Source organism: Saccharopolyspora sp. NPDC003752, from assembly GCF_053605825.1.
Genome location: NZ_JBSGJZ010000001.1, coordinates 1 through 17592, shown reverse-complemented (window position 1 = coordinate 17592; position 17592 = coordinate 1). Strand labels below are relative to the sequence as shown.

15 protein-coding genes are annotated in these 17592 nt (G+C 71.2%); 8 read left to right on the top strand and 7 right to left on the bottom strand.

From position 1 onward, the window contains the following. Window positions 1-78: 78 nt before the first annotated feature. Together npdG and ACWEV3_RS00070 are read left to right on the top strand one after the other, a co-directional pair. Window positions 79-744 (top strand): NADPH-dependent F420 reductase, encoded by a 666-nt coding sequence (npdG, locus tag ACWEV3_RS00075; RefSeq protein WP_452611752.1) that lies wholly within the window; start codon window positions 79-81, stop codon window positions 742-744. Between the two features lie 162 nt (window positions 745-906). Further along, entirely contained in the window at window positions 907-1293 is a 387-nt protein-coding gene (locus ACWEV3_RS00070) for a DUF4326 domain-containing protein (protein WP_452612220.1), read from the top strand. A 118-nt stretch (window positions 1294-1411) separates the two neighbouring features. Here the strand turns inward: ACWEV3_RS00070 and ACWEV3_RS00065 are convergent, their stop codons facing one another. After that, window positions 1412-2158 carry an SDR family NAD(P)-dependent oxidoreductase gene (locus tag ACWEV3_RS00065; protein ID WP_452611751.1) on the bottom strand — a complete coding sequence of 249 codons (747 nt, stop codon included), beginning with the start codon at window positions 2156-2158 and terminating at the stop codon, window positions 1412-1414. 174 nt (window positions 2159-2332) lie between these two features. Between ACWEV3_RS00065 and ACWEV3_RS00060 the strand changes: the two genes are divergently transcribed. Then, on the top strand, window positions 2333-3310 hold the full coding sequence (locus ACWEV3_RS00060) for a glutathione S-transferase family protein (RefSeq protein ID WP_452611750.1): 978 nt from the start codon (window positions 2333-2335) through the stop codon (window positions 3308-3310). A 51-nt stretch (window positions 3311-3361) separates the two neighbouring features. Here the strand turns inward: ACWEV3_RS00060 and ACWEV3_RS00055 are convergent, their stop codons facing one another. Beyond that, window positions 3362-4246 carry an NmrA family NAD(P)-binding protein gene (locus ACWEV3_RS00055; RefSeq protein ID WP_452611749.1) on the bottom strand — a complete coding sequence of 295 codons (885 nt, stop codon included), beginning with the start codon at window positions 4244-4246 and terminating at the stop codon, window positions 3362-3364. A 317-nt stretch (window positions 4247-4563) separates the two neighbouring features. On the opposite strand from ACWEV3_RS00055, the gene ACWEV3_RS00050 reads away from it, so the two are divergent. Beyond that, window positions 4564-5517, top strand: a complete 954-nt coding sequence (locus ACWEV3_RS00050; RefSeq protein ID WP_452611748.1) for a helix-turn-helix transcriptional regulator — start codon at window positions 4564-4566, stop codon at window positions 5515-5517. Window positions 5518-5557: 40 nt separating this feature from the next. Here the strand turns inward: ACWEV3_RS00050 and panB are convergent, their stop codons facing one another. Both panB and ACWEV3_RS00040 read right to left on the bottom strand, forming a co-directional pair. Further along, window positions 5558-6412, bottom strand: coding sequence for a 3-methyl-2-oxobutanoate hydroxymethyltransferase (panB, locus tag ACWEV3_RS00045; protein WP_452611747.1), 855 nt, complete (start codon window positions 6410-6412; stop codon window positions 5558-5560). A 122-nt stretch (window positions 6413-6534) separates the two neighbouring features. Beyond that, window positions 6535-7335 (bottom strand): transporter substrate-binding domain-containing protein, encoded by an 801-nt coding sequence (locus tag ACWEV3_RS00040; RefSeq protein WP_358579174.1) that lies wholly within the window; start codon window positions 7333-7335, stop codon window positions 6535-6537. 124 nt (window positions 7336-7459) lie between these two features. Here ACWEV3_RS00040 and ACWEV3_RS00035 point away from each other — a divergent pair, with 124 nt between their 5' ends. Then, window positions 7460-7729, top strand: a complete 270-nt coding sequence (locus ACWEV3_RS00035) for a DUF1905 domain-containing protein (protein WP_452611746.1) — start codon at window positions 7460-7462, stop codon at window positions 7727-7729. Between the two features lie 282 nt (window positions 7730-8011). Next, window positions 8012-8461 carry a VOC family protein gene (locus ACWEV3_RS00030; protein WP_452611745.1) on the top strand — a complete coding sequence of 150 codons (450 nt, stop codon included), beginning with the start codon at window positions 8012-8014 and terminating at the stop codon, window positions 8459-8461. 230 nt (window positions 8462-8691) lie between these two features. Here ACWEV3_RS00030 and ACWEV3_RS00025 read toward each other — a convergent pair whose 3' ends face one another. The 3 genes from ACWEV3_RS00025 to ACWEV3_RS00015 all read right to left on the bottom strand — a co-directional run bounded on the left by ACWEV3_RS00025 (window position 8692) and on the right by ACWEV3_RS00015 (window position 14363). Then, complete coding sequence (locus ACWEV3_RS00025; RefSeq protein WP_452611744.1) at window positions 8692-9516, bottom strand: SWIM zinc finger family protein; 825 nt, start codon at window positions 9514-9516, stop codon at window positions 8692-8694. Beyond that, a complete protein-coding gene (locus ACWEV3_RS00020; protein ID WP_452611743.1) occupies window positions 9509-12496 on the bottom strand; it encodes an SNF2-related protein in 2988 nt (995 codons plus the stop codon). Before ACWEV3_RS00020 ends, ACWEV3_RS00025 begins: the two co-directional genes overlap by 8 nt. 121 nt (window positions 12497-12617) lie before the next feature. After that, window positions 12618-14363: an NAD+ synthase gene (locus ACWEV3_RS00015; RefSeq protein ID WP_358579239.1), complete on the bottom strand. Its 1746-nt coding sequence runs from the start codon at window positions 14361-14363 to the stop codon at window positions 12618-12620. 83 nt (window positions 14364-14446) lie between these two features. Here ACWEV3_RS00015 and ACWEV3_RS00010 point away from each other — a divergent pair, with 83 nt between their 5' ends. Continuing rightward, entirely contained in the window at window positions 14447-16033 is a 1587-nt protein-coding gene (locus ACWEV3_RS00010) for an alpha/beta hydrolase (RefSeq protein ID WP_452611742.1), read from the top strand. 144 nt (window positions 16034-16177) lie between these two features. Then, entirely contained in the window at window positions 16178-17521 is a 1344-nt protein-coding gene (locus ACWEV3_RS00005) for a glutamine synthetase family protein (protein WP_358389822.1), read from the top strand. Window positions 17522-17592: the final 71 nt, after the last annotated feature.

Here is a 17592-nt window from a genome sequence, read left to right as displayed (position 1 = left end):
CCCACACCCCGTGGCGAATTGCTCTCCTCGGGTCGATCGTGGATCGAGCACGGTCGATGGCGACGAAAGGGGCCGAGGGTGGCTGAGGTGCGGGAGATGACGGTCGGAGTGCTGGGCGGCACCGGTGCGCAGGGCCGGGGGCTGGCGATCCGGTGGGCGAAGGCGGGCCTGAAGGTCGTGATCGGCTCGCGCAACGCCGAGCGCGCCCAGCAGGCGGCGGCCGAGATCGTCGAGATCGCGGGCGGCGACGTCTCCGGCCAGGACAACGCGGGTTGCGCGGCGGCATCGGACATCGTGCTGGCCGCGCTGCCGTGGGAGGGCCACGCGGAGACGCTGAAGTCGTTGCAGGCTGAGCTCGCCGGCAAGATCGTGATCGACTGCGTCAACCCGCTCGGCTTCGACAAGTTGGGGCCGTACGCGCTGCCGGTGCCGGAGGGCAGTGCGGCGCAGCAGGCCGAGCAGCTGCTGCCGGAGTCCCGGGTGACGGCGGCGTTCCACCACGTCTCCGCGGTGACCCTGGCCGATCTCGCGGTCACCCACGTGGACCTGGACGTCCTGGTGCTCGGCGACGACCGGGAGGCCACCGACGTGGTCCGCGAGCTGGCCGACGTGATCCCGGGCGTGCGCGGCATCTACGGCGGGCGCCTGCGCAACGCCCACCAGGTGGAGGCGCTCACGGCGAACCTGATCGCGATCAACCGCCGCTACAAGGCGCACGCGGGCCTCCGCATCACCGACGTCTGATCGGGCGACGCGCCCACCGCGCGTCACCACCATCGGCCTCGATCACCCGGAGCCGGCGCGATTCCCCGGGAGTCGCGCCGGCTCCGGGTGATCGGCGTCGTGCGGCGCGAAATTGTCCCCCGCCGCCGGGCACGGCACCCTGAGCGGCGGAGGTGGTTCGTGGTGCTGCCGGACGAGGCGAGCAGTTGGAACGACGACGAGCGGGAGCGGGCGGACGCCCTGCTCGACGGGCACACCATCGTGGTCAACGTGCGCAAGGACGGCCCGCACAAGCACCTGGTGCCGTGGCTGGAGGAGCAGGGCCTGCTGACCTACGTGGGGCACGCGGGACCGCGGCACCACTGGCCGGAGTCGGAGTTCGCCAGCCCGTTCCTCAAGGAGGCGAAGATCGATCGCGAGGCGATGGTCCGGCACTACGAGCAGTGGCTGGACGAGCAGCCGAAACTGCTCGCGGAGCTCCGCGAGGGCGTGCTGAACGGCCGCGCGCTGGGCTGCTGGTGCGCGCCCAAGCCGTGCCACGCCGACGTGCTCGCCAAACGCGCGGGCTGACCGGGCGGTCCCGCGCATAGCGCGGGCTGACCGGGCGGTCCCGCGCATAGCCGCCTCGGCTGGGCGCAGGGCGCACGGCCCCGCCGGATCCGGGCTCGACGAGCACGGCGTCGTCTGATCACATCTCGGCGCGTCGCCCGCCGTCCACCGTCCAGGCCGCGCCGGTGACGTAGGAAGCCTTGGGGGACAACAGGAATGCGGCGACGGCGGCCAGTTCCGCCGGGTCGCCGGACCGGCGCAGCGCCGCCGCCTGCTCGGCCTGCTCCTGGGCTTTCGGGTTCTGCGCGGCCAGTTCGCGGGCTCGTTCCGTCTCGAAGCGGCCGGGCAGCAGCGCGTTGACCCGGATCCCGCGCGGCCCCACCTCGTTGGCGAGGTCCTTCACGAAGCCCTGCGTCGCGGGCCGGGCGACGTTCGAGCTGGCCAGCCCGGTCAGCGGCTCCGCGCCGGAGGTGGAGGTCAGGACCACGATCGAACCGCCGTCGCCGAGTTCGGCGGCGACCTCGCGGGCGATCCGGATCGGGGCGATGGTGGCGATCTCCAGGCCGCGGCGCAGCGCGTCGTCGTCGAGCCCGCTGGGCAGCCCGGCGGGCGGGCCGCCGTGGCTGACGAACAGGCCGTCCAGCCGTCCGAACTGCTCCCGCGCGTAGTCGATCAGGCGGCGCGGGGCGGCGGGGTCGGTGAGGTCGGCGGCGAGCCCGCGAGCGCGGTCGCCGAGCGCGTCGACTGCGGCAGCGGTGTTGTCCTCGGACGAGGACGACACGACGACGTCGGCGCCCTCGTCGACGAGCGCGCGGGCGGTGGCGAAGCCGAGCCCCTTGCTGGCGCCGGTGACGAGGAAGCAGCGGCCGGAGAGATCGAGATCCATGCCCGGCACCCTAATCCGCACCGCCGGAAACCGGAATATTCCACCATCCGGAACCGGGCTCGGTGACCCGCGGTTTCAATTGAAACTGCGCCGGAACCCCGACGGGCGCGTCCACTTGCTGGGAAACCCCGGTTTCAACCGGAACCGGGTCCGCGCCGGGCCTAGGGTGGGTGCATGGCCGAAGCGCAGTTCGCGGCGGAGACCTCGACTCGGGGCGAGTGGGTGCGGCAGGCGAACCGGTTCACCGAGCGGATCACCGCGGACGGCTCGTCCCGGTGGCCGGTGGAGCCGGGCCGGTACCGGCTGGTGGTGAGCCTGGCATGCCCGTGGGCGCACCGGTCGGTGATCGTGCGCCGCCTGCTCGGGCTGGAGGACGTGCTGTCGCTGGGGATCGTCGACCCGATCCGCGACGAGCGCGGCTGGCGCTTCACCCTCGATCCGGGGGAGAAGGACCCGGCGACCGGGATCGCCTTCCTCTCCGAGGCGTACCTGACCGCCGATCCCGAGTTCGCCGGCCGCTACACGGTTCCCGCGGTCCTGGACGTCGCGGAGCGCAAGGTGGTCACCAACGACTACCCGCAGCTGACGCTCGACCTGTCCACGGAATGGGCCGCGCACCACCGCGAGGGCGCGCCGCAGCTGTACCCGGAGCACCTGCGCGCGGAGATCGACGAGGTCAACGCGGGCGTCTACGCCGACGTGAACAACGGCGTCTACCGCTGCGGCTTCGCCACCTCGCAGCAGGCTTACGAGCAGGCCTTCGAGCGGCTTTTCGCGCGCCTGGACAGGCTTTCCGAGCGCCTGGCGGATCGCCGCTACCTGGTCGGCGACGCGATCACCGAGGCCGACGTCCGGCTGTTCACCACGCTGGTGCGCTTCGACGCCGTCTACCACGGGCACTTCAAGTGCAACCGCCAGAAGCTCGCCGAGATGCCGGTCCTGTGGGCGTACGCCCGGGATCTGTTCCAGACGCCGGGCTTCGGCGACACGGTCGACTTCGACCACATCAAGCGCCACTACTACGCGACGCACCACCAGATCAACCCGACCGGCATCGTCCCGGCGGGCCCGGACCTGTCCGGCTGGGGCACGCCGCACGGCCGGGAAGCCTTGGGCAGCAAGCCCTTCGGCACCGGCACTCCGCCCGCCTAGAGCCGCAGGCGTGCAGGGAGCCGTGCGCACAGCCCCCTGCACACGCGCGGATCAGAGCAGGGGCCGGAGGTGCGCGTGGGCCCAGGCGGCGAGAGCGGTCGGCGTCGTGGTGAGGATGCTGCGCTCGTTCTCGGGGACGAAGTTCTCGCGCAGCCCGGTCGACATGCCGACGACGCCCTCAACCTGTCCGTTGCTCAAGCCTGCTGATCGCAGCGAGGCGCGGAACTCGTCATCGGAGATCCGCTCGGCGCGCACCTCGCGTCCCACCGCGTGGCTCAGGATTTCGGCCACCTGCGGGAACGTCAGGTCTTCGGGCCCGTGCACGGCCTGCACGTGGCGTCCCGACCAACCGTCCGAGAGCAGCCGAGCGGCCACCACTTCGCCGATGTCGCGGGGATCGACCCAGGGCATCGAGAAGTCGAGGGGCCACGTGGTGCGGAGCACGCCCTCTCGCAAGCCGTCGAGCTCCATGAGCAGGTTGGTGAAGAAGTACCCGCAGCGCAGGTGCAGCACGTCGGCGCCGGTGGCATCCAGCTGCTCCTCGGTCCGGGCCAGGCCATCGATCTCGCCGGCTCCGTGGCGCTTCTCCGCGCCGACGCTGCTGAGGAACACGGTGCGGGCGATGCCGTTCTCCCGCACCGCTCGCGCCGCGTTGGCGCCCATGCGGGCGTAGCCGGCGGCCGGGTCGTCGTCCAGGGTGGGCGGGTCCACCCAGAAGAGGCGGTCAGCGCCCTTCGTCGCGCGGAGGACGAAATCGGCATCACCCTGGTCGCCCTGCACGACGTCGACCCGGTCGCGCGTCGCCGCGTCGAGCTTGGCGGGTTCGCGCATCAGCAACGTCGGGCGCACGCCCGCCTGCACGAGCAGTTGCACGACTCGGGATCCCACGTGTCCGGTGGGTGTGGTGACGACGATCTTCTCGGGTTCATGTGCCATGCCAGGGACGCTACGGCCGGTTGTGGTCGAATCCTGGCCACAATTCCGGTTAGGTTCGAATGAGGTTTTCCAGCCTCAATTTGGATGGCGGTGCGGGTGGCGGAACCTCAGAGGCTCCCTGGTCTGTGGGTGCCCCTCCTGATGTATGTCCCCAATACACGGCGGAGGGGCCGTCCTCGCCAGGAAGCCTCTGAGAACCCGCGGCGGTGCGGGTGTCGTAGGTGGGCTATGCGCCTGCGGCGCATGCGACACCCCATCGACGTGAAACTTTGCGGCCCGCAGCTGCGGGCCGACTAGGATGAAAAACAATCAATGCGATGACGGATCCGAGCACACGGCTGTTGGAGTTGCTCTCGCTGCTGCAGAGCGGCCGGAGCTGGCCCGGGGCTGAACTGGCCGCGCGGCTGGGCGCATCACCGCGCACCCTGCGGCGCGACCTCGACCGCCTGCGCGAGCTCGGCTACCCGGTCTCCTCGACGCGCGGACCGGGCGGGAACTACCAGCTCGTCGCCGGTCGGGCCATGCCGCCGCTGCTGCTCACCGACGACGAGGCGGTCGCCACCGTCGTCGGCCTGCGGATCGCCGCGCTCACCCAGATGGGCGGGGCCGACGATGCTGCCGAAGGTGCCCTGCGCAAGCTCGAACGCGTCGTGCCGACCCGGCTGCGCGCCCGGATTCAGGCGCTCACCTCGGCGACCGAGACGACCGCCCGCGCCACCCAGGCACTGGATCTGCGAACCGTGCAGCTGCTCGCGACCGCAGCGCACATGCACCAGGACGTGCGATTCGACTACACGAGCCGCAGCGGGGAGCACACCGAACGCCGCGTGGAGCCCTACCGCCAGGTGCTGTTCGACCGCCGCTGGTACCTGCTGGGCTGGGATCGCGATCGCGCCGACTGGCGCACCTACCGCATCGACCGGATCGGCGAGCTCGGCGTTCCGGGCACCACCTTCGCTCCGCGCGAGCTGCCCGCCGACGATCCGGTGAGCTTCGTCCAGGACAGCGCCCGGTTCCCCCGCGGGCGGCGCGGCGTGGTGCGCTTCGCGGCGCCGGTCTCGGTGGTCTCCGATCGGCTGATCGCCGAAGCCGGATCGCTCGAAGCCATCGACGACACCAGCTGCCGCTACGTCACCAGCGTCGAGTCCTGGGAGTGGTTGTCGGTCGCCCTCGCCACCGTCGGCGTGCCTTACACGATCGAGTCCCCGCCCGAGCTCATCGACTACTCGCGGGAGCTGGCCGATCGCATCGCCCGGGCCGCCGGCGGCTGATCCGGGGTGCGCGACCGACGCCGCGCACCCCGGTGTCACCTCAGTGGAAGGAGTGCTCCTCGGCGGGGAAGGCGTGGCCGCGGACTTCGTCCGCGAAGCGGCCGGCGGCGTCGGCCAGGATCCCGCCCACGTCGGCGTAGCGCTTCACGAACTTCGCCGTGCGACCGGTGTTCATGCCCGACATGTCCGTCCAGACCAGCACCTGGGCGTCGCAGTCGGGCCCGGCCCCGATGCCGACCGTCGGGATGCGCAGCTCCCCGGTCACCCGCTTCGCGGCGTCCGCCGACACCATCTCCAGCACCACGGAGAACGCGCCGGCCTCCTGCACCGCGAGCGCGTCCGCGAGCAGCTCGTCGGCCTTGTCGCCGCGGCCCTGCACCCGGTAGCCGCCGAGGCCGTGCTCGCTCTGCGGCGTGAAACCGATGTGGGCCATCACCGGGATGCCCGCCGATACCAGCGCCTCGATCTGCGGGGCGTAGCGGCGGCCGCCTTCGAGCTTGACCGCGTGCGCGCGGCCTTCCTTCATGAACCGCGTCGCGGTGGCCAGCGCCTGCTCCGGCGACGCCTGGTAGGAGCCGAACGGCAGGTCTGCCACCACCAGGGCCCGCTCCGCCGACCGGGTCACGGCGCGGACCAGCGGCAGCAGCTCGTCCACGGTCACCGGTAGCGACGACTCGTAGCCGTAGACGTTGTTGGCGGCCGAGTCGCCGACCAGCAGCACCGGGATGCCGGCCTGGTCGAAGATCCGCGCGGTGTACATGTCGTAGGAGGTGAGCATCGGCCAGGGCTCGCCGCGCTCCTTCAGCTGCTGGAGGTGGTGGATGCGCACGCGCCGCTTGGCCGGCGTGGATCCGTACGGCGCCGCCGTCTCACCCTGGTTCTGGGCAGCAGTCATCGTTGACCGTCCTTTTCCTCGAGGCCCGCATCGCGGGTCCCCGGGTAGTTGCGGATGGTTGCGGGGAAAAGCGTCGCACGCGCTCAACCCCGCCGACACACCCCGAGGGCCAACATCACAGTTCAGCCGATCCAGGGCTCCGCGATGCGCGCGTAGGTGCCGTCGCGCAGCGCGAGGTTGAGCCACTGGTCCACGTACTGCTGGAACACGACGTCGCCCTTCGGCAGCAGGTACGCCTTCTCGCTGAAGGTGAACGGCTGGTCGGGGTGCACCGAGCACAGCTCCGGGTGCTGCCTGGCCTGCCACTTGGTCTCGGCGGCGTCGGTCATCATCAGGTCGGCCTTGCCGTCGAGGATCTGCTGGAAGATCGTGTTGTTGTCCGGGTGCTCGACGATGGTGGCCTGCTTGAGGTTCTGCTTGGCGAACTGCTCGTTGGTGCCGCCGGGGTTGACGACGGCGCGGACGCCGGGCTGGTCGATCTGCTGCAACGTCTGGAACCGCGCGGCGTTCTCGCAGCGGGTGATCGGCGTCTTGCCGTCGACCACGTAAGCGGTGCTGAAGAAGGCCTGCTTCGCGCGGTCCAAGGTGATCGACACGCCGCCGACGGCGATGTCGCACTGCGCGTTGAAGTCGGCGACCAGCGTCTTCCAGGTGGTGGGCACGATCGTCGCCTTGATGCCGAGCCTGCCCGCGAGGTCGTGCGCCATGTCGATGTCGATGCCGCTCCAGGCGCCCGCCGCGTCCCGGTAGGTGAACGGCCGGTAGTCCCCGGTGCTGCACACCCGCAGCTCACCGCGCTGGACGACGTCGTCCAGCCGGCTCGCCGCGGGCTTCGCCGGCTCGACCGGCGTCGCGGAGCACGCCGTGCTCAGGGCGACGACGGCCGCCGCGGCCAACCCGGAACCGAACTTCTTCCACTGCATGACGTCCGCCTTTCGATCTTCGCGGAACATGCATAACCGCTCGGACCCGGGAAGACCAGAGCGATGAGTTCCGCGGCACCGCGCGGTCTGCACCTCCAGGAGCGGTTCGCGAGAGGAGCACACGATGGACGAGCAGTTCACCGCGACGCTGCAGAAGAGCCCGAACCGGGGCGGCTGGACCTATGTGGTCTGGCCGCGTTCGGCCGAGTACTTCGGCACCCGCGGCCTCGTGAAGGTCCGGGGCGCGATCGACGGCCGGCCGTTCCGCAGCTCGTTCATGGCGCTGGGCGACGGCACGCACAAACTTCCGGTGAAGGCCGACGTCCGCAAGGCGATCGGGAAGGAGGCCGGCGCCGAGGTGACCGTCCGCCTGCTGGAGCGGATCTTCGACTGAGGCCGGTCGGCACAACCGCTCCTCGGCTCGCACCGTCCCACGGACGTGACCGCAATGGAGCGACGAAGTCGGCCTGGGCCTGGGCGACTACCCGACGACCTGCCGCGACCTCGGCACCGGCGGCTTCTGAGGCTCGACCTCCGGCAATAACGGGAAAAACAACGATGCAACCAAACGGCCTTCCGGGCGTCTAATGACCGGGAGCGCGTGGGAGCGCGGGAGGGAGGCAACTGGGGGTGCCTCCCTCCCGCCGGCCGAGCTCTTCGAGGGGATACTGCCCCGGTGACTGCCTTCTACCACGTGTGCTTCGTCGTGCCCGACGTCGAGAAGGCGATGCGCGACTTCGAGTCGTCCGCGGGCGTCGAGTGGAACGAACCGCAGGCCGCCCGGCTCGGGGACTGGGACTACCGGATCGTCTTCACCAAGGGCGGGGCGCCGTTCATCGAGCTGATCGAGGGCCCGCCGGGCAGCCCGTGGGACGCGTCCGCGGGCGCCAGGTTCGACCACCTCGGCTACTGGACGAGTTCGCTGGAGGCCGGCGCGCGCCGGCTCGCCGACCAGGGCTTGCCGGAGGAGTTCTCCGGCTGCCCGTACGGCAGGGCCTTCGCGTACCACCGGATGGACTCGATCGGGGCCCGCATCGAGCTCGTCGACGCATCCCGCCAGCCGCAGTTCCTGCAGGCGTGGAACCCGACCGGTGCCCCGATGCCCGCCATCGACGAACATCCCTGACGAGATGAAGGTGCCCCTCGGGCCCGGCACCTGTGGTTGTCCGCGCCGGTAGCGATCTTGGTGGATGCGGTCAGCTTCCTGTGGTCGGCGGGGTGGCTTCGCTCGATCCCCTCCCACCCCTTCGCCGAATCCGGGATCTTCCGCTGGCGGCCGGGCCGCCGATGACGGACGAGGACCAGAAGGGCCGAAACCCGGTCCTCTGTGGACGTTCGCAGGACCGGAACGAACGCTCACGAGCCCCGCATCGCGCGATAGGCGGGGCGGAGCGCGTCGGTCGCATCCGTCCCGCCGATCTGCACCGGCAGCGGGTCGAGCTCGTCGAGCAGCGCGTCCGGCGCGGTCGACTCAGTGCCGGGAGTCGCAGGCGCCGCCGGGGATTCCGGTGCGCCCCAGAAGGTTTCCGGGCGTTCCGACAGCGGCGCCGCCTCGTCGGGCCCCTCCGCCGCCGGACCCGACACGCTGCCGCGCAGCGCTCGCAGCCGGTCCAGCAGCTCCTCGCGCCCCCGGCCGCGCCAGGCGAGGATCTGGAACGGGTCCTCGTCGAACGACTCGGCCACCAGGTAGCAGGCCGCCGCCAGGTGCTTGCACGGAATTTCCCAGTCCGGACAGGAACAATCCATCGTCAGTTCCCGCATCGTCGTCGGGAACAGCTGCAGCCCGAGCTCGTCGAAGACCCGCTCGACGTCCGTCGGCATCTCCCCGGCAAGCAGCTTCGCCGCGTACAGCGCCTGCCCGGCCAGCGCCCGCTCGATCCGCTCCCACTCGTCCGCGGTGAACGCCTTGATCGCGATCCGCGCCCGGTAGGGCTCCGGGCGGGAACCCTGTACCAGCGCGACCACCAGGCTGGTCGACAGCGTCAGGCTGAGCACCTGCCCGGCGCGCGCGTACCGCTTGCCGCGCTGCAGCCGGCCGCCCATGCCGAAGGACTCCAGCACCTCGATGAACCGCCGCGACCACCAGGTCTGCGCGATCTCGCCGCGCTTGCTGCGCGCCTTGATGCCGCCCTCGACGCGGATCGGCTTCGCGCCGGGCGGGAACCGGCGCCACTCATTCACCGATGGCCTCCGCTTCCAGCGCGACCAGGTCGCGCAGCTCGCGGGTGGACAGCTCGGTCAGCCAGTTCTCGCCGGAGCCGACGACCAGCTGCGCCAACGCCTTCTTGTCCTCGATCATCCGGTCGATCTTCTCCTCCAGGGTGCCGATGCAGGTCAGCTTGCGGACCTGCACGTCCCGGCGCTGGCCGATGCGGAACGCCCGGTCGGTGGCCTGGTCCTCGACGGCCGGGTTCCACCACCGGTCCAGGTGGATGACGTGGTTGGCGGCGGTGAGCGTCAGCCCGGTGCCGCCGGCCTTCAGCGACAGCAGGAAGATCGACGGCCCGTCGGCCTCCTGGAACCGTCGGACCATCTCGTCGCGGGCCTTCTTCGGCGTGCCGCCGTGCAGGAACAGCACCTCGGTGTCGAACCGCGCCGACAGGTGCGGCACCAGCATCCCGCCGAACCCGGCGAACTGCGTGAAGCACAGCGCCTTGTCGCCGTCGGCCAGCACGGATTCGAGGATTTCCTCCAGCCGCAACAACTTCCCCGACCGGCCGGGCAGCGGCGAGCCGTCGCCGAGCAGCTGCGCCGGGTGGTTGCACACCTGCTTGAGCTTGGACATCGTCGCCAGCACCAGCCCGCGGCGCTCCATGCCAACGCTGTCGTCGATGCGCGCCAGCATGTCGTCGACCGCCGCCTGGTACAGCGACGCCTGCTCGGCGGTGAGGTTGCACAGCTGCTTCATCTCGATCTTGTCCGGCAGGTCGTCGATGATCGCCGGGTCGGTCTTCAGCCGCCGCAGCACGAAGGGCCCGGTGATGCGCCGCAACCGGGCCGCGGCGTCGGTGTCGCCGTCGCGTTCCACCGGCACCGCGAACCGGGCCCGGAACGTGTTCAGCGAGCCCAGCACGCCGGGGTTCGCGAAGTCCATGATGGACCACAGCTCGGCGAGCCGGTTCTCCACCGGCGTGCCGGTCAGCGCGATCCGCTGCCGGGCCGACAGGCCGCGCACCGCCTTGGCCTGCCGGGAGGCGCTGTTCTTGATGTTCTGCGCCTCGTCGAGCACCACCCGCTCCCAGCGGATCTCCCGCAGCACGGCCGAATCCCGCGCGGCCAGCGGATACGTCGTGATGACGAGGTCCTGCCCGCCGACCTCCTCCATCAGGTCCTCGCCGCCGAGCCGCCCGCCGCCGTGGTGGACGTGCACCTTCAGCGCCGGCGCGAACCTGGCCGCCTCCCGCTGCCAGTTGCCGACCACCGACATGGGGCAGACCAGCAGCGTCGGGCCGCGCGAGCCCTCCGAGCGAGCCAGCGCTTCCAGCGCCAGCAGCTGCACGGTCTTGCCGAGGCCCATGTCGTCGGCGAGGCAGGCGCCCAGGCCCAGCCGGTCCAGGAACGCCAGCCAGGCCAGGCCGCGGCGCTGGTACGGGCGCAGCGTCGCGGTGAAACCCGCTGGCGGCTCAACGGGTTCCAGGTACTGCTCGGCCTGCCCGGACAGCAGGTCCCCGAGCCACCCGTGCCCGCTCACCTCGACCACCGGCATCGGCAGGTCGCCGTCCTCGGAATGCGTCCCGGCCTGCAGCAGCACCTCGCCGGCGGTCATCTGGCCGGTGCCGGAGCGCTGCAGGAACGCCAGCCCGGCGGCCAGCCGCTTGCGGTCGACCTGGACCCACCTGCCGCGCACCCGCACCAGCGGGACCTTCGCGGCGGCCAGCTCCGCCAGCTCGGACTCGGTCAGCCGCTCGTTGCCCAGCGCGAGGTCCCAGCGGTAGTCGACGACGGCGTCCATGCCGAGCCCGGACTCCTTCGACACTGTCCCGGCGGCGCCGGAACTGGTCGCGGTCAGCTTCAGCCCGAGCTGCTGCGTGCGGCCCCACCAGGACGGCAGGAGCACGCCGAAACCGGCCTGGTCCAGCAGCGCCGCGCTGGTGAGGAACTCGTACGCCCCGTCGGCGTCCAGGAACAACTCGGTGGGGTGCGGGACGACCAGCGCCGCGTCGAGCCCGGGGAAGACCCGGCTCGCCTTGCCGAGGTCGGCGAGCAGCAACTCCTGCGGCTGGGCGACCCACCGCTGCAGGACCCGGCTTTCCTCCCGCCACACCTCGTTCGCGGACACGAGGACGCTCGGGTCGTCGACGGCCTGGAGCAGGAACTCCAGCCGCCACTGGTCGTCGTCCTCCGGGGCGTGCAACCGGAAGCAGGTCCGCACCGGGCTTTCCCGGGCACCACTGGCGCGCCAGGTCTCCAGCCGGCGGGCGAGCTTCCGCATCTGCGCGGGATCGCCGTCGAACCGCGGCTCGTGGGCCAGCGCGTTCAGCCACGCCGCGGCGACGGTCCGGCCGCCGGGCATCCCGACGTCGGCGACCCGGGCGCGGGCGATGCCGTCGACCAGCGAGTCGAGAGCCGTGCGCAGGACGTCGGCGGGTGGGTCGCCGCGTTCGCAGCGGAAGGCCTGCGGCATGGAATCCCGCAGCGCCACGAACCGCGCCGAATCCGTGCCGGACAACGCGGCACGCCAGCGCGCTGCGGGCCGCTCGGCCTCGAAGACCAGCGCGGGCAGCACCCGACCCTGCGACACCACCTGCTCGGCGAATCCGGCGACGCTGTGCAGGAAATGCGCGGACGCGCCCAACCGGGCGCCAGGCACGCCCTCATCGAGCAGCGCGAGCACGGCCGCGGGGCTGCACGACACGGCAGGAACGAGCCATTCCCGCAGCCGCAGCTTGCCGCGCGGCGTCGGCCCGGCCGTCAGCGGATCCCGCACCAGCTCGGGAGATGCGACCGGCGCGGAGGCGTAGGAGGGCAGCTGGAGCCGGACGGAGTCGACCTTGAGCTGATCACCGGGCAGCGCGTCCCGAAGCGCCTCGCCGGGCACGGCGAAGGGATGTGCCACGGTGCCGCTCGGCGCGCGCCCGGCCACCCGTGCCGGAAGCCCGGAATCCTCCGCCCACAGCACCAGGCGTCCATCCACAGTGCACAATCCGTGCACGGCCCACACGGCCGAACCTCCTTAGGTGGTCGCGAAACGTCACCCGACCACGCCCGCGGTTCCATCTGACACCGCGGATGATCCCCCCGGTGTCCGCAGTTTCAATTGAAACCGCGGACACCGGGGCCCGTCACGGCGCGATCTCCCGCCAGCGGTTGGTCAGCGGCAGCCGCCGGTCCCGGCCGAACGCCTTGAACGTGATCTTGGTGCCCGGCGGGTACTGCCGGCGCTTGTACTCCGCCCGGTCCACCATCTGCAGCACCCGCTCGACCAGCTCGGCGTCGAACCCGTCCGCGATCAGGTCCGCGTAACCGCGGTCGCCCTCCACGTAGCCGTCCAGCACCACGTCCAGCACGTCGTACTCCGGCAGCGAATCCTGGTCCACCTGGTCCGGCCGCAGCTCCGCCGACGGCGCCTTGGTGATCGAGTTCTCCGGGATCGGCGGCACTTCGCCGCGCTTCTCCGCATCGGCGTTGCGCCACTTCGCCAGCTTCCACACCAGCGTCTTCGGCACGTCCTTGATCGGCGCGAACGCGCCCACCGCGTCGCCGTAGATCGTCGAGTAACCCACCGCCAGCTCGGTCTTGTTCCCGGTGGCCAGCACCAGGTGCCCCCGCTGGTTCGACAGCGCCATCAGCAGCACGCCCCGGGCGCGCGCCTGCACGTTCTCCTCGGCGAGCCCGGTCAGCTCCAGCTGCCGCACGTACACGTCGACCATGTCGGCGATCGGGTGCACCTCGAAGTGGCAGCCGATCCGCTTCGCCAGCTCGGCGGCGTCCGACCGCGAGTGCTCCGACGAGTAGTTCGACGGCATCGACACCCCGTGCACGGCGTCCGCGCCGAGCGCATCGGCGGCCAGCGCGGCGACCACCGCGGAGTCGATCCCGCCGGAGAAGCCGAAGGTCACCGACCGGAACCCGTTCTTGTGCACGTAGTCGCGCAGCCCGGTGACCAGCGCCGACCACACCTCGGCCACGTCGTCGAGCCGCTCGGCGGGCGGCAGCGCGGGCACCGGCTCGTAGTGCGGCAGCGGCTCCGGCTGCAGCACGATCCGCTGGACGTCGAAGGCGGGCATCCGCATCGGGCCCGGCTCGGCGGGCACGGTGGTCGAGGTGTGCCCGCCCGCGGTCAGCTCCAGGTCCAGCAGCGTGAGGTGCTCGGCGAACTGCGGCGCCCGCGCGAGGATCTCGCCGTCCGGCGTGGCGACCATGGAATCGCCGTCGAACACCAGCTCGTCCTGCGCGCCGACCAGGTTCACGTACGCCATCGGCGCGCCCGCCTCGGCGGCCCGCCGGATGACCAGCGGGGTGCGCACGTCGTCCTTGGCACGTTCGTACGGCGAACCGTTGATGCACACCACGAGGTCCACGCCGACCTTGCCCAGCGCGGCCACCGGCCCGCCGTTCTGCCAGATGTCCTCGCAGATGACCACGCCGACGTCCAGGCCGTGCAGCCGCACGATCGGCAGGTCGAAGCCGGGCGCGAAGTAGCGGGCCTCGTCGAACACGCCGTAGTTCGGCAGGTGGTGCTTGTGGTAGGTCGTGACGACCTCGCCGCCGTAGAGCAGCGACGCCGAGTTGCGCGGCCCTTCGTCGTCGCGACCGAGGTGCCCGACGACGACCAGCGCGTCACCGCAGCCGGCGTCCTGCAAGCGCCGGGCCAGCACCTCCAGCTCGGAGAGGTTCGCGGCAGCGAACGACTTGCGCAGCGCGAGATCCTCGACCGGATAGCCGGAGAGCACCATCTCGGGGAAGGCCACGAGGTGGGCGCCGTCCTGCACGGCGCGGCGGGTCCAGTCCAAGACCATCGAACTGTTGCCGGCGATGTCGCCGACGCATGCGTTGACCTGTGCGAGTGCGATGCGCAGCTGGGGCATGCACCCATCTTCGCGCACGCCGCACGCCTGCGTCGTGCTGCCCACTGTGAGCCGCGCCGCGCGATGCGTGTCACGATTCGTGAGTGAACCGCCTACTGACCGTGCTGTCCGTGGTGGCCCTGCTGGGCGCGGCCGCGTGCAGCCCGCCCACGCGAGATACAGCACCGCTGCAGCCGCACACCGAGCGCAAGGGCCCGGCCGGACCGGTGCCGGCGGGCTTGGAGCGGTACTACGGGCAGACATTGTCCTGGGGGCCCTGCGCCCCGTACGCGACGTCCGACAGCGACCGAACCGCCTTCGACGACACCGGCCTGGAGTGCGCGCGGCTGGAAGTCCCGATGGACTACGCCGAACCCCAGGGGCAGGCGATCACGCTCGGCATCCTGCGCAAGCCGGGCACCGACCCGGGGCACCGGATCGGCTCGCTGATGCTGAACCCGGGCGGCCCGGGAGCGTCCGGGATGAGCGCGGCCGCGAGCGTCGCCTCGTCGGTCGAGCAGACCGACCTGGGTGAGCGGTTCGACCTGATCGGGTTCGACCCGCGCGGCATCGGCGCCTCCGAGCCGAGGGTGAGCTGCCTGACCGGCCCGGAGCGCGACGCCGAGCGGCTCGACTCCGACGCGGACACCTCGCCCGCCGGGATCGCCGCGACCGAGCAGGAGGAGCGCGACTACGCGGGCAAGTGCGCGGAGCGCACCGGTACCCAGATGCTGGCCAACGTCGGCAGCCGCGAGGTCGCCAAGGACATGGACGTGCTGCGTTCGGTGCTCGGCGACCAGAAGCTGACCTACCTCGGCTACTCCTACGGCACCCGGATCGGCGCGGAGTACGCGGAGACCTTCCCCGGCAACGTGCGGGCGATGGTGCTCGACGGCGCGGTCGACCCCGGGCAGTCCACGGTCGACCAGCTGGTCGCCCAGGGCGCCGGTTTCCAGCGCGCCTTCAACGACTTCGCCGCCTGGTGCGCCAAGCGCCAGCGGTGCTCCCTGGGCTCCGACCCGGCGCAGGCCGTCGCGGTGTTCCAGCAGCTCACCCGCCCGCTGGTGGACCACCCGGCCCCGGCCGGTGACGGCCGTGAGCTGTCCTACAAGGACGCCACCATGGCGGCGATCCAGGCGCTGTACGCGCCGAGCCTCTGGGACCAGCTGGACAACGGGCTCAACGAGCTCCGGCAGGGCAGCGGCCGGCGGCTGCTGGCCCTCGCGGACAACTACTTCAGCCGCGAGAGCAACGGGCAGTACACCAACACCACCGACGCGTTCGACGCCGTGCACTGCGTCGACGACCAGCGCGTCGAGGACCCGGCGATCCTCCGCGAGGCGGACCGCCGCTACCGCGAGGTGGCTCCGTTCCTGGACAACGGGAACCCGCCCAGCGCGGCGCGCGACAAGTGCGCGTTCTGGCCGGTCCCGGTCACCGGCGAGACCACCGAGCCGGAGGTGGGGGCGCTGCCGCCGACGCTGGTCATCTCCACGACCGGCGACCCCGCCACGCCCTACCAGGCCGGCGTGAAGCTCGCGGATGCCCTGCACGGCCGCCTGCTGACCTTCGAGGGCACCCAGCACACGGTCTTCATGCAGGGCGTCACCTGCGTCGACGACGCGACCACGAAGTACCTGGTCGACCTGACCCTCCCGGCCGAAGGAACCCGCTGCACCTCGAACGGGTGACCTCGGCGGCGAAGGGCATCTCCGGGCGGTGAAGTCGCCCCGGGATGCCCTTCGCCACACCGGACCGCGGCCGGCCGGAAGCGGGTAGCGCCGCGTTCATGGACCAGTTACGCAATTCGCAGTCGGAACTCTTAGGCTGCGTGCATGAACCGCCAGCAGGAGTTCGTGCTCCGCACCTTGGAGGAACGTGACATCCGCTTCGTGCGGCTGTGGTTCACCGACGTCCTGGGCATGCTCAAGTCGGTGGCGATCTCGCCCGCCGAGCTAGAGGGTGCCTTCGCCGAGGGCATCGGGTTCGACGGCTCGGCCATCGAGGGCTTCGCCCGGGTCTACGAATCGGACATGGTCGCCAAGCCGGACCCCGCCACCTTCCAGGTGCTGCCGTGGGAGACCCCGGACGGCGAGCACTACTCGGCGCGAATGTTCTGCGACATCCACATGCCCGACGGCTCGCCCTGCTGGGCCGACCCGCGGCACGTGCTGCGCCGCACCCTGGCCAAGGCCACCGAGTCCGGTTTCACCTGCTACGTGCACCCGGAGATCGAGTTCTTCCTGCTGAAGAACCTGCCGGACGACGGCACCGAACCGGTACCCGCCGACTCCGGCGGCTACTTCGACCAGTCCAGCCACGACGCCGCCCCGCACTTCCGGCGCAACGCCATCGAGACCCTGGAGGCGATGGGGATCTCGGTGGAGTTCAGCCACCACGAGGGCGCGCCCGGCCAGCAGGAGATCGACCTGCGCTACGCCGACGCGCTGACCATGGCCGACAACGTGATGACGTTCCGGTACGTGGTCAAGGAGGTCGCGATCACCCAGGGCGTGCGCGCCTCGTTCATGCCGAAGCCCTTCAGCGGGCAGCCCGGCTCGGGCATGCACACCCACTTCAGCCTGTTCGAGGGCGACCAGAACGCCTTCTACCACCCGGAGAACCCGTTCGAGCTGTCCGACATCGGCCGGGCGTTCGTGGCCGGGATCCTGCACCACGCCCGCGAGATCAGCGCCGTGACCAACCAGTGGGTGAACTCCTACAAGCGGCTGGTCGTCGGCGGCGAGGCGCCGACCGCGGTCTGCTGGGGCCACGCGAACCGGTCCGCGCTGGTCCGGGTGCCGATGTACTCGCCGGGCAAGGCGTCCTCGCGTCGCGTCGAGGTCCGCAACCTGGACTCGGCCTGCAACCCGTACCTGGCCTACGCGGTGATCCTCGCGGCCGGGCTGCGCGGCGTGCAGAAGGGCTACGAGCTGCCGCCCGCCACCGAGGACGACGTGTGGGGCCTGACCGAACGGGAGCGGAAGGCGGCGGGCTACGCGAACCTGCCGCAGAACCTCACCGAGGCGCTGGCCGAGATGGAATCCTCCGAGCTGGTCGCGGAAACCCTCGGCGAGCACGTGTTCGACTTCTTCCTGCGCAACAAGCGCGAGGAGTGGAACGCCTACCGCAGCCACGTCACGCCGTACGAGCTCCGCACCCTGATGCCGATGCTCTGAGCGGGGCAGGAGTTCGGCCTGCTCATGGGGTCGTGAGTACGTTGGATCGCCATGGCGATCCAACGTACTCA

What these genes read in the sequence shown, in the direction of transcription:
- ACWEV3_RS00055 (WP_452611749.1), bottom strand. Translation starts at nt 4,246, where the DNA reads ATGGCACATGAACCCGAGAAGATCGTCGTCACCACACCCACCGGACAC.
- ACWEV3_RS00035 (WP_452611746.1), top strand. Translation starts at nt 7,460, where the DNA reads ATGGACGAGCAGTTCACCGCGACGCTGCAGAAGAGCCCGAACCGGGGC.
- ACWEV3_RS00015 (WP_358579239.1), bottom strand. Translation starts at nt 14,363, where the DNA reads ATGCCCCAGCTGCGCATCGCACTCGCACAGGTCAACGCATGCGTCGGC.
- ACWEV3_RS00060 (WP_452611750.1), top strand. Translation starts at nt 2,333, where the DNA reads ATGGCCGAAGCGCAGTTCGCGGCGGAGACCTCGACTCGGGGCGAGTGG.
- ACWEV3_RS00065 (WP_452611751.1), bottom strand. Translation starts at nt 2,158, where the DNA reads ATGGATCTCGATCTCTCCGGCCGCTGCTTCCTCGTCACCGGCGCCAGC.
- ACWEV3_RS00005 (WP_358389822.1), top strand. Translation starts at nt 16,178, where the DNA reads ATGAACCGCCAGCAGGAGTTCGTGCTCCGCACCTTGGAGGAACGTGAC.
- ACWEV3_RS00050 (WP_452611748.1), top strand. Translation starts at nt 4,564, where the DNA reads ATGACGGATCCGAGCACACGGCTGTTGGAGTTGCTCTCGCTGCTGCAG.
- ACWEV3_RS00040 (WP_358579174.1), bottom strand. Translation starts at nt 7,335, where the DNA reads ATGCAGTGGAAGAAGTTCGGTTCCGGGTTGGCCGCGGCGGCCGTCGTC.
- panB (WP_452611747.1), bottom strand. Translation starts at nt 6,412, where the DNA reads ATGACTGCTGCCCAGAACCAGGGTGAGACGGCGGCGCCGTACGGATCC.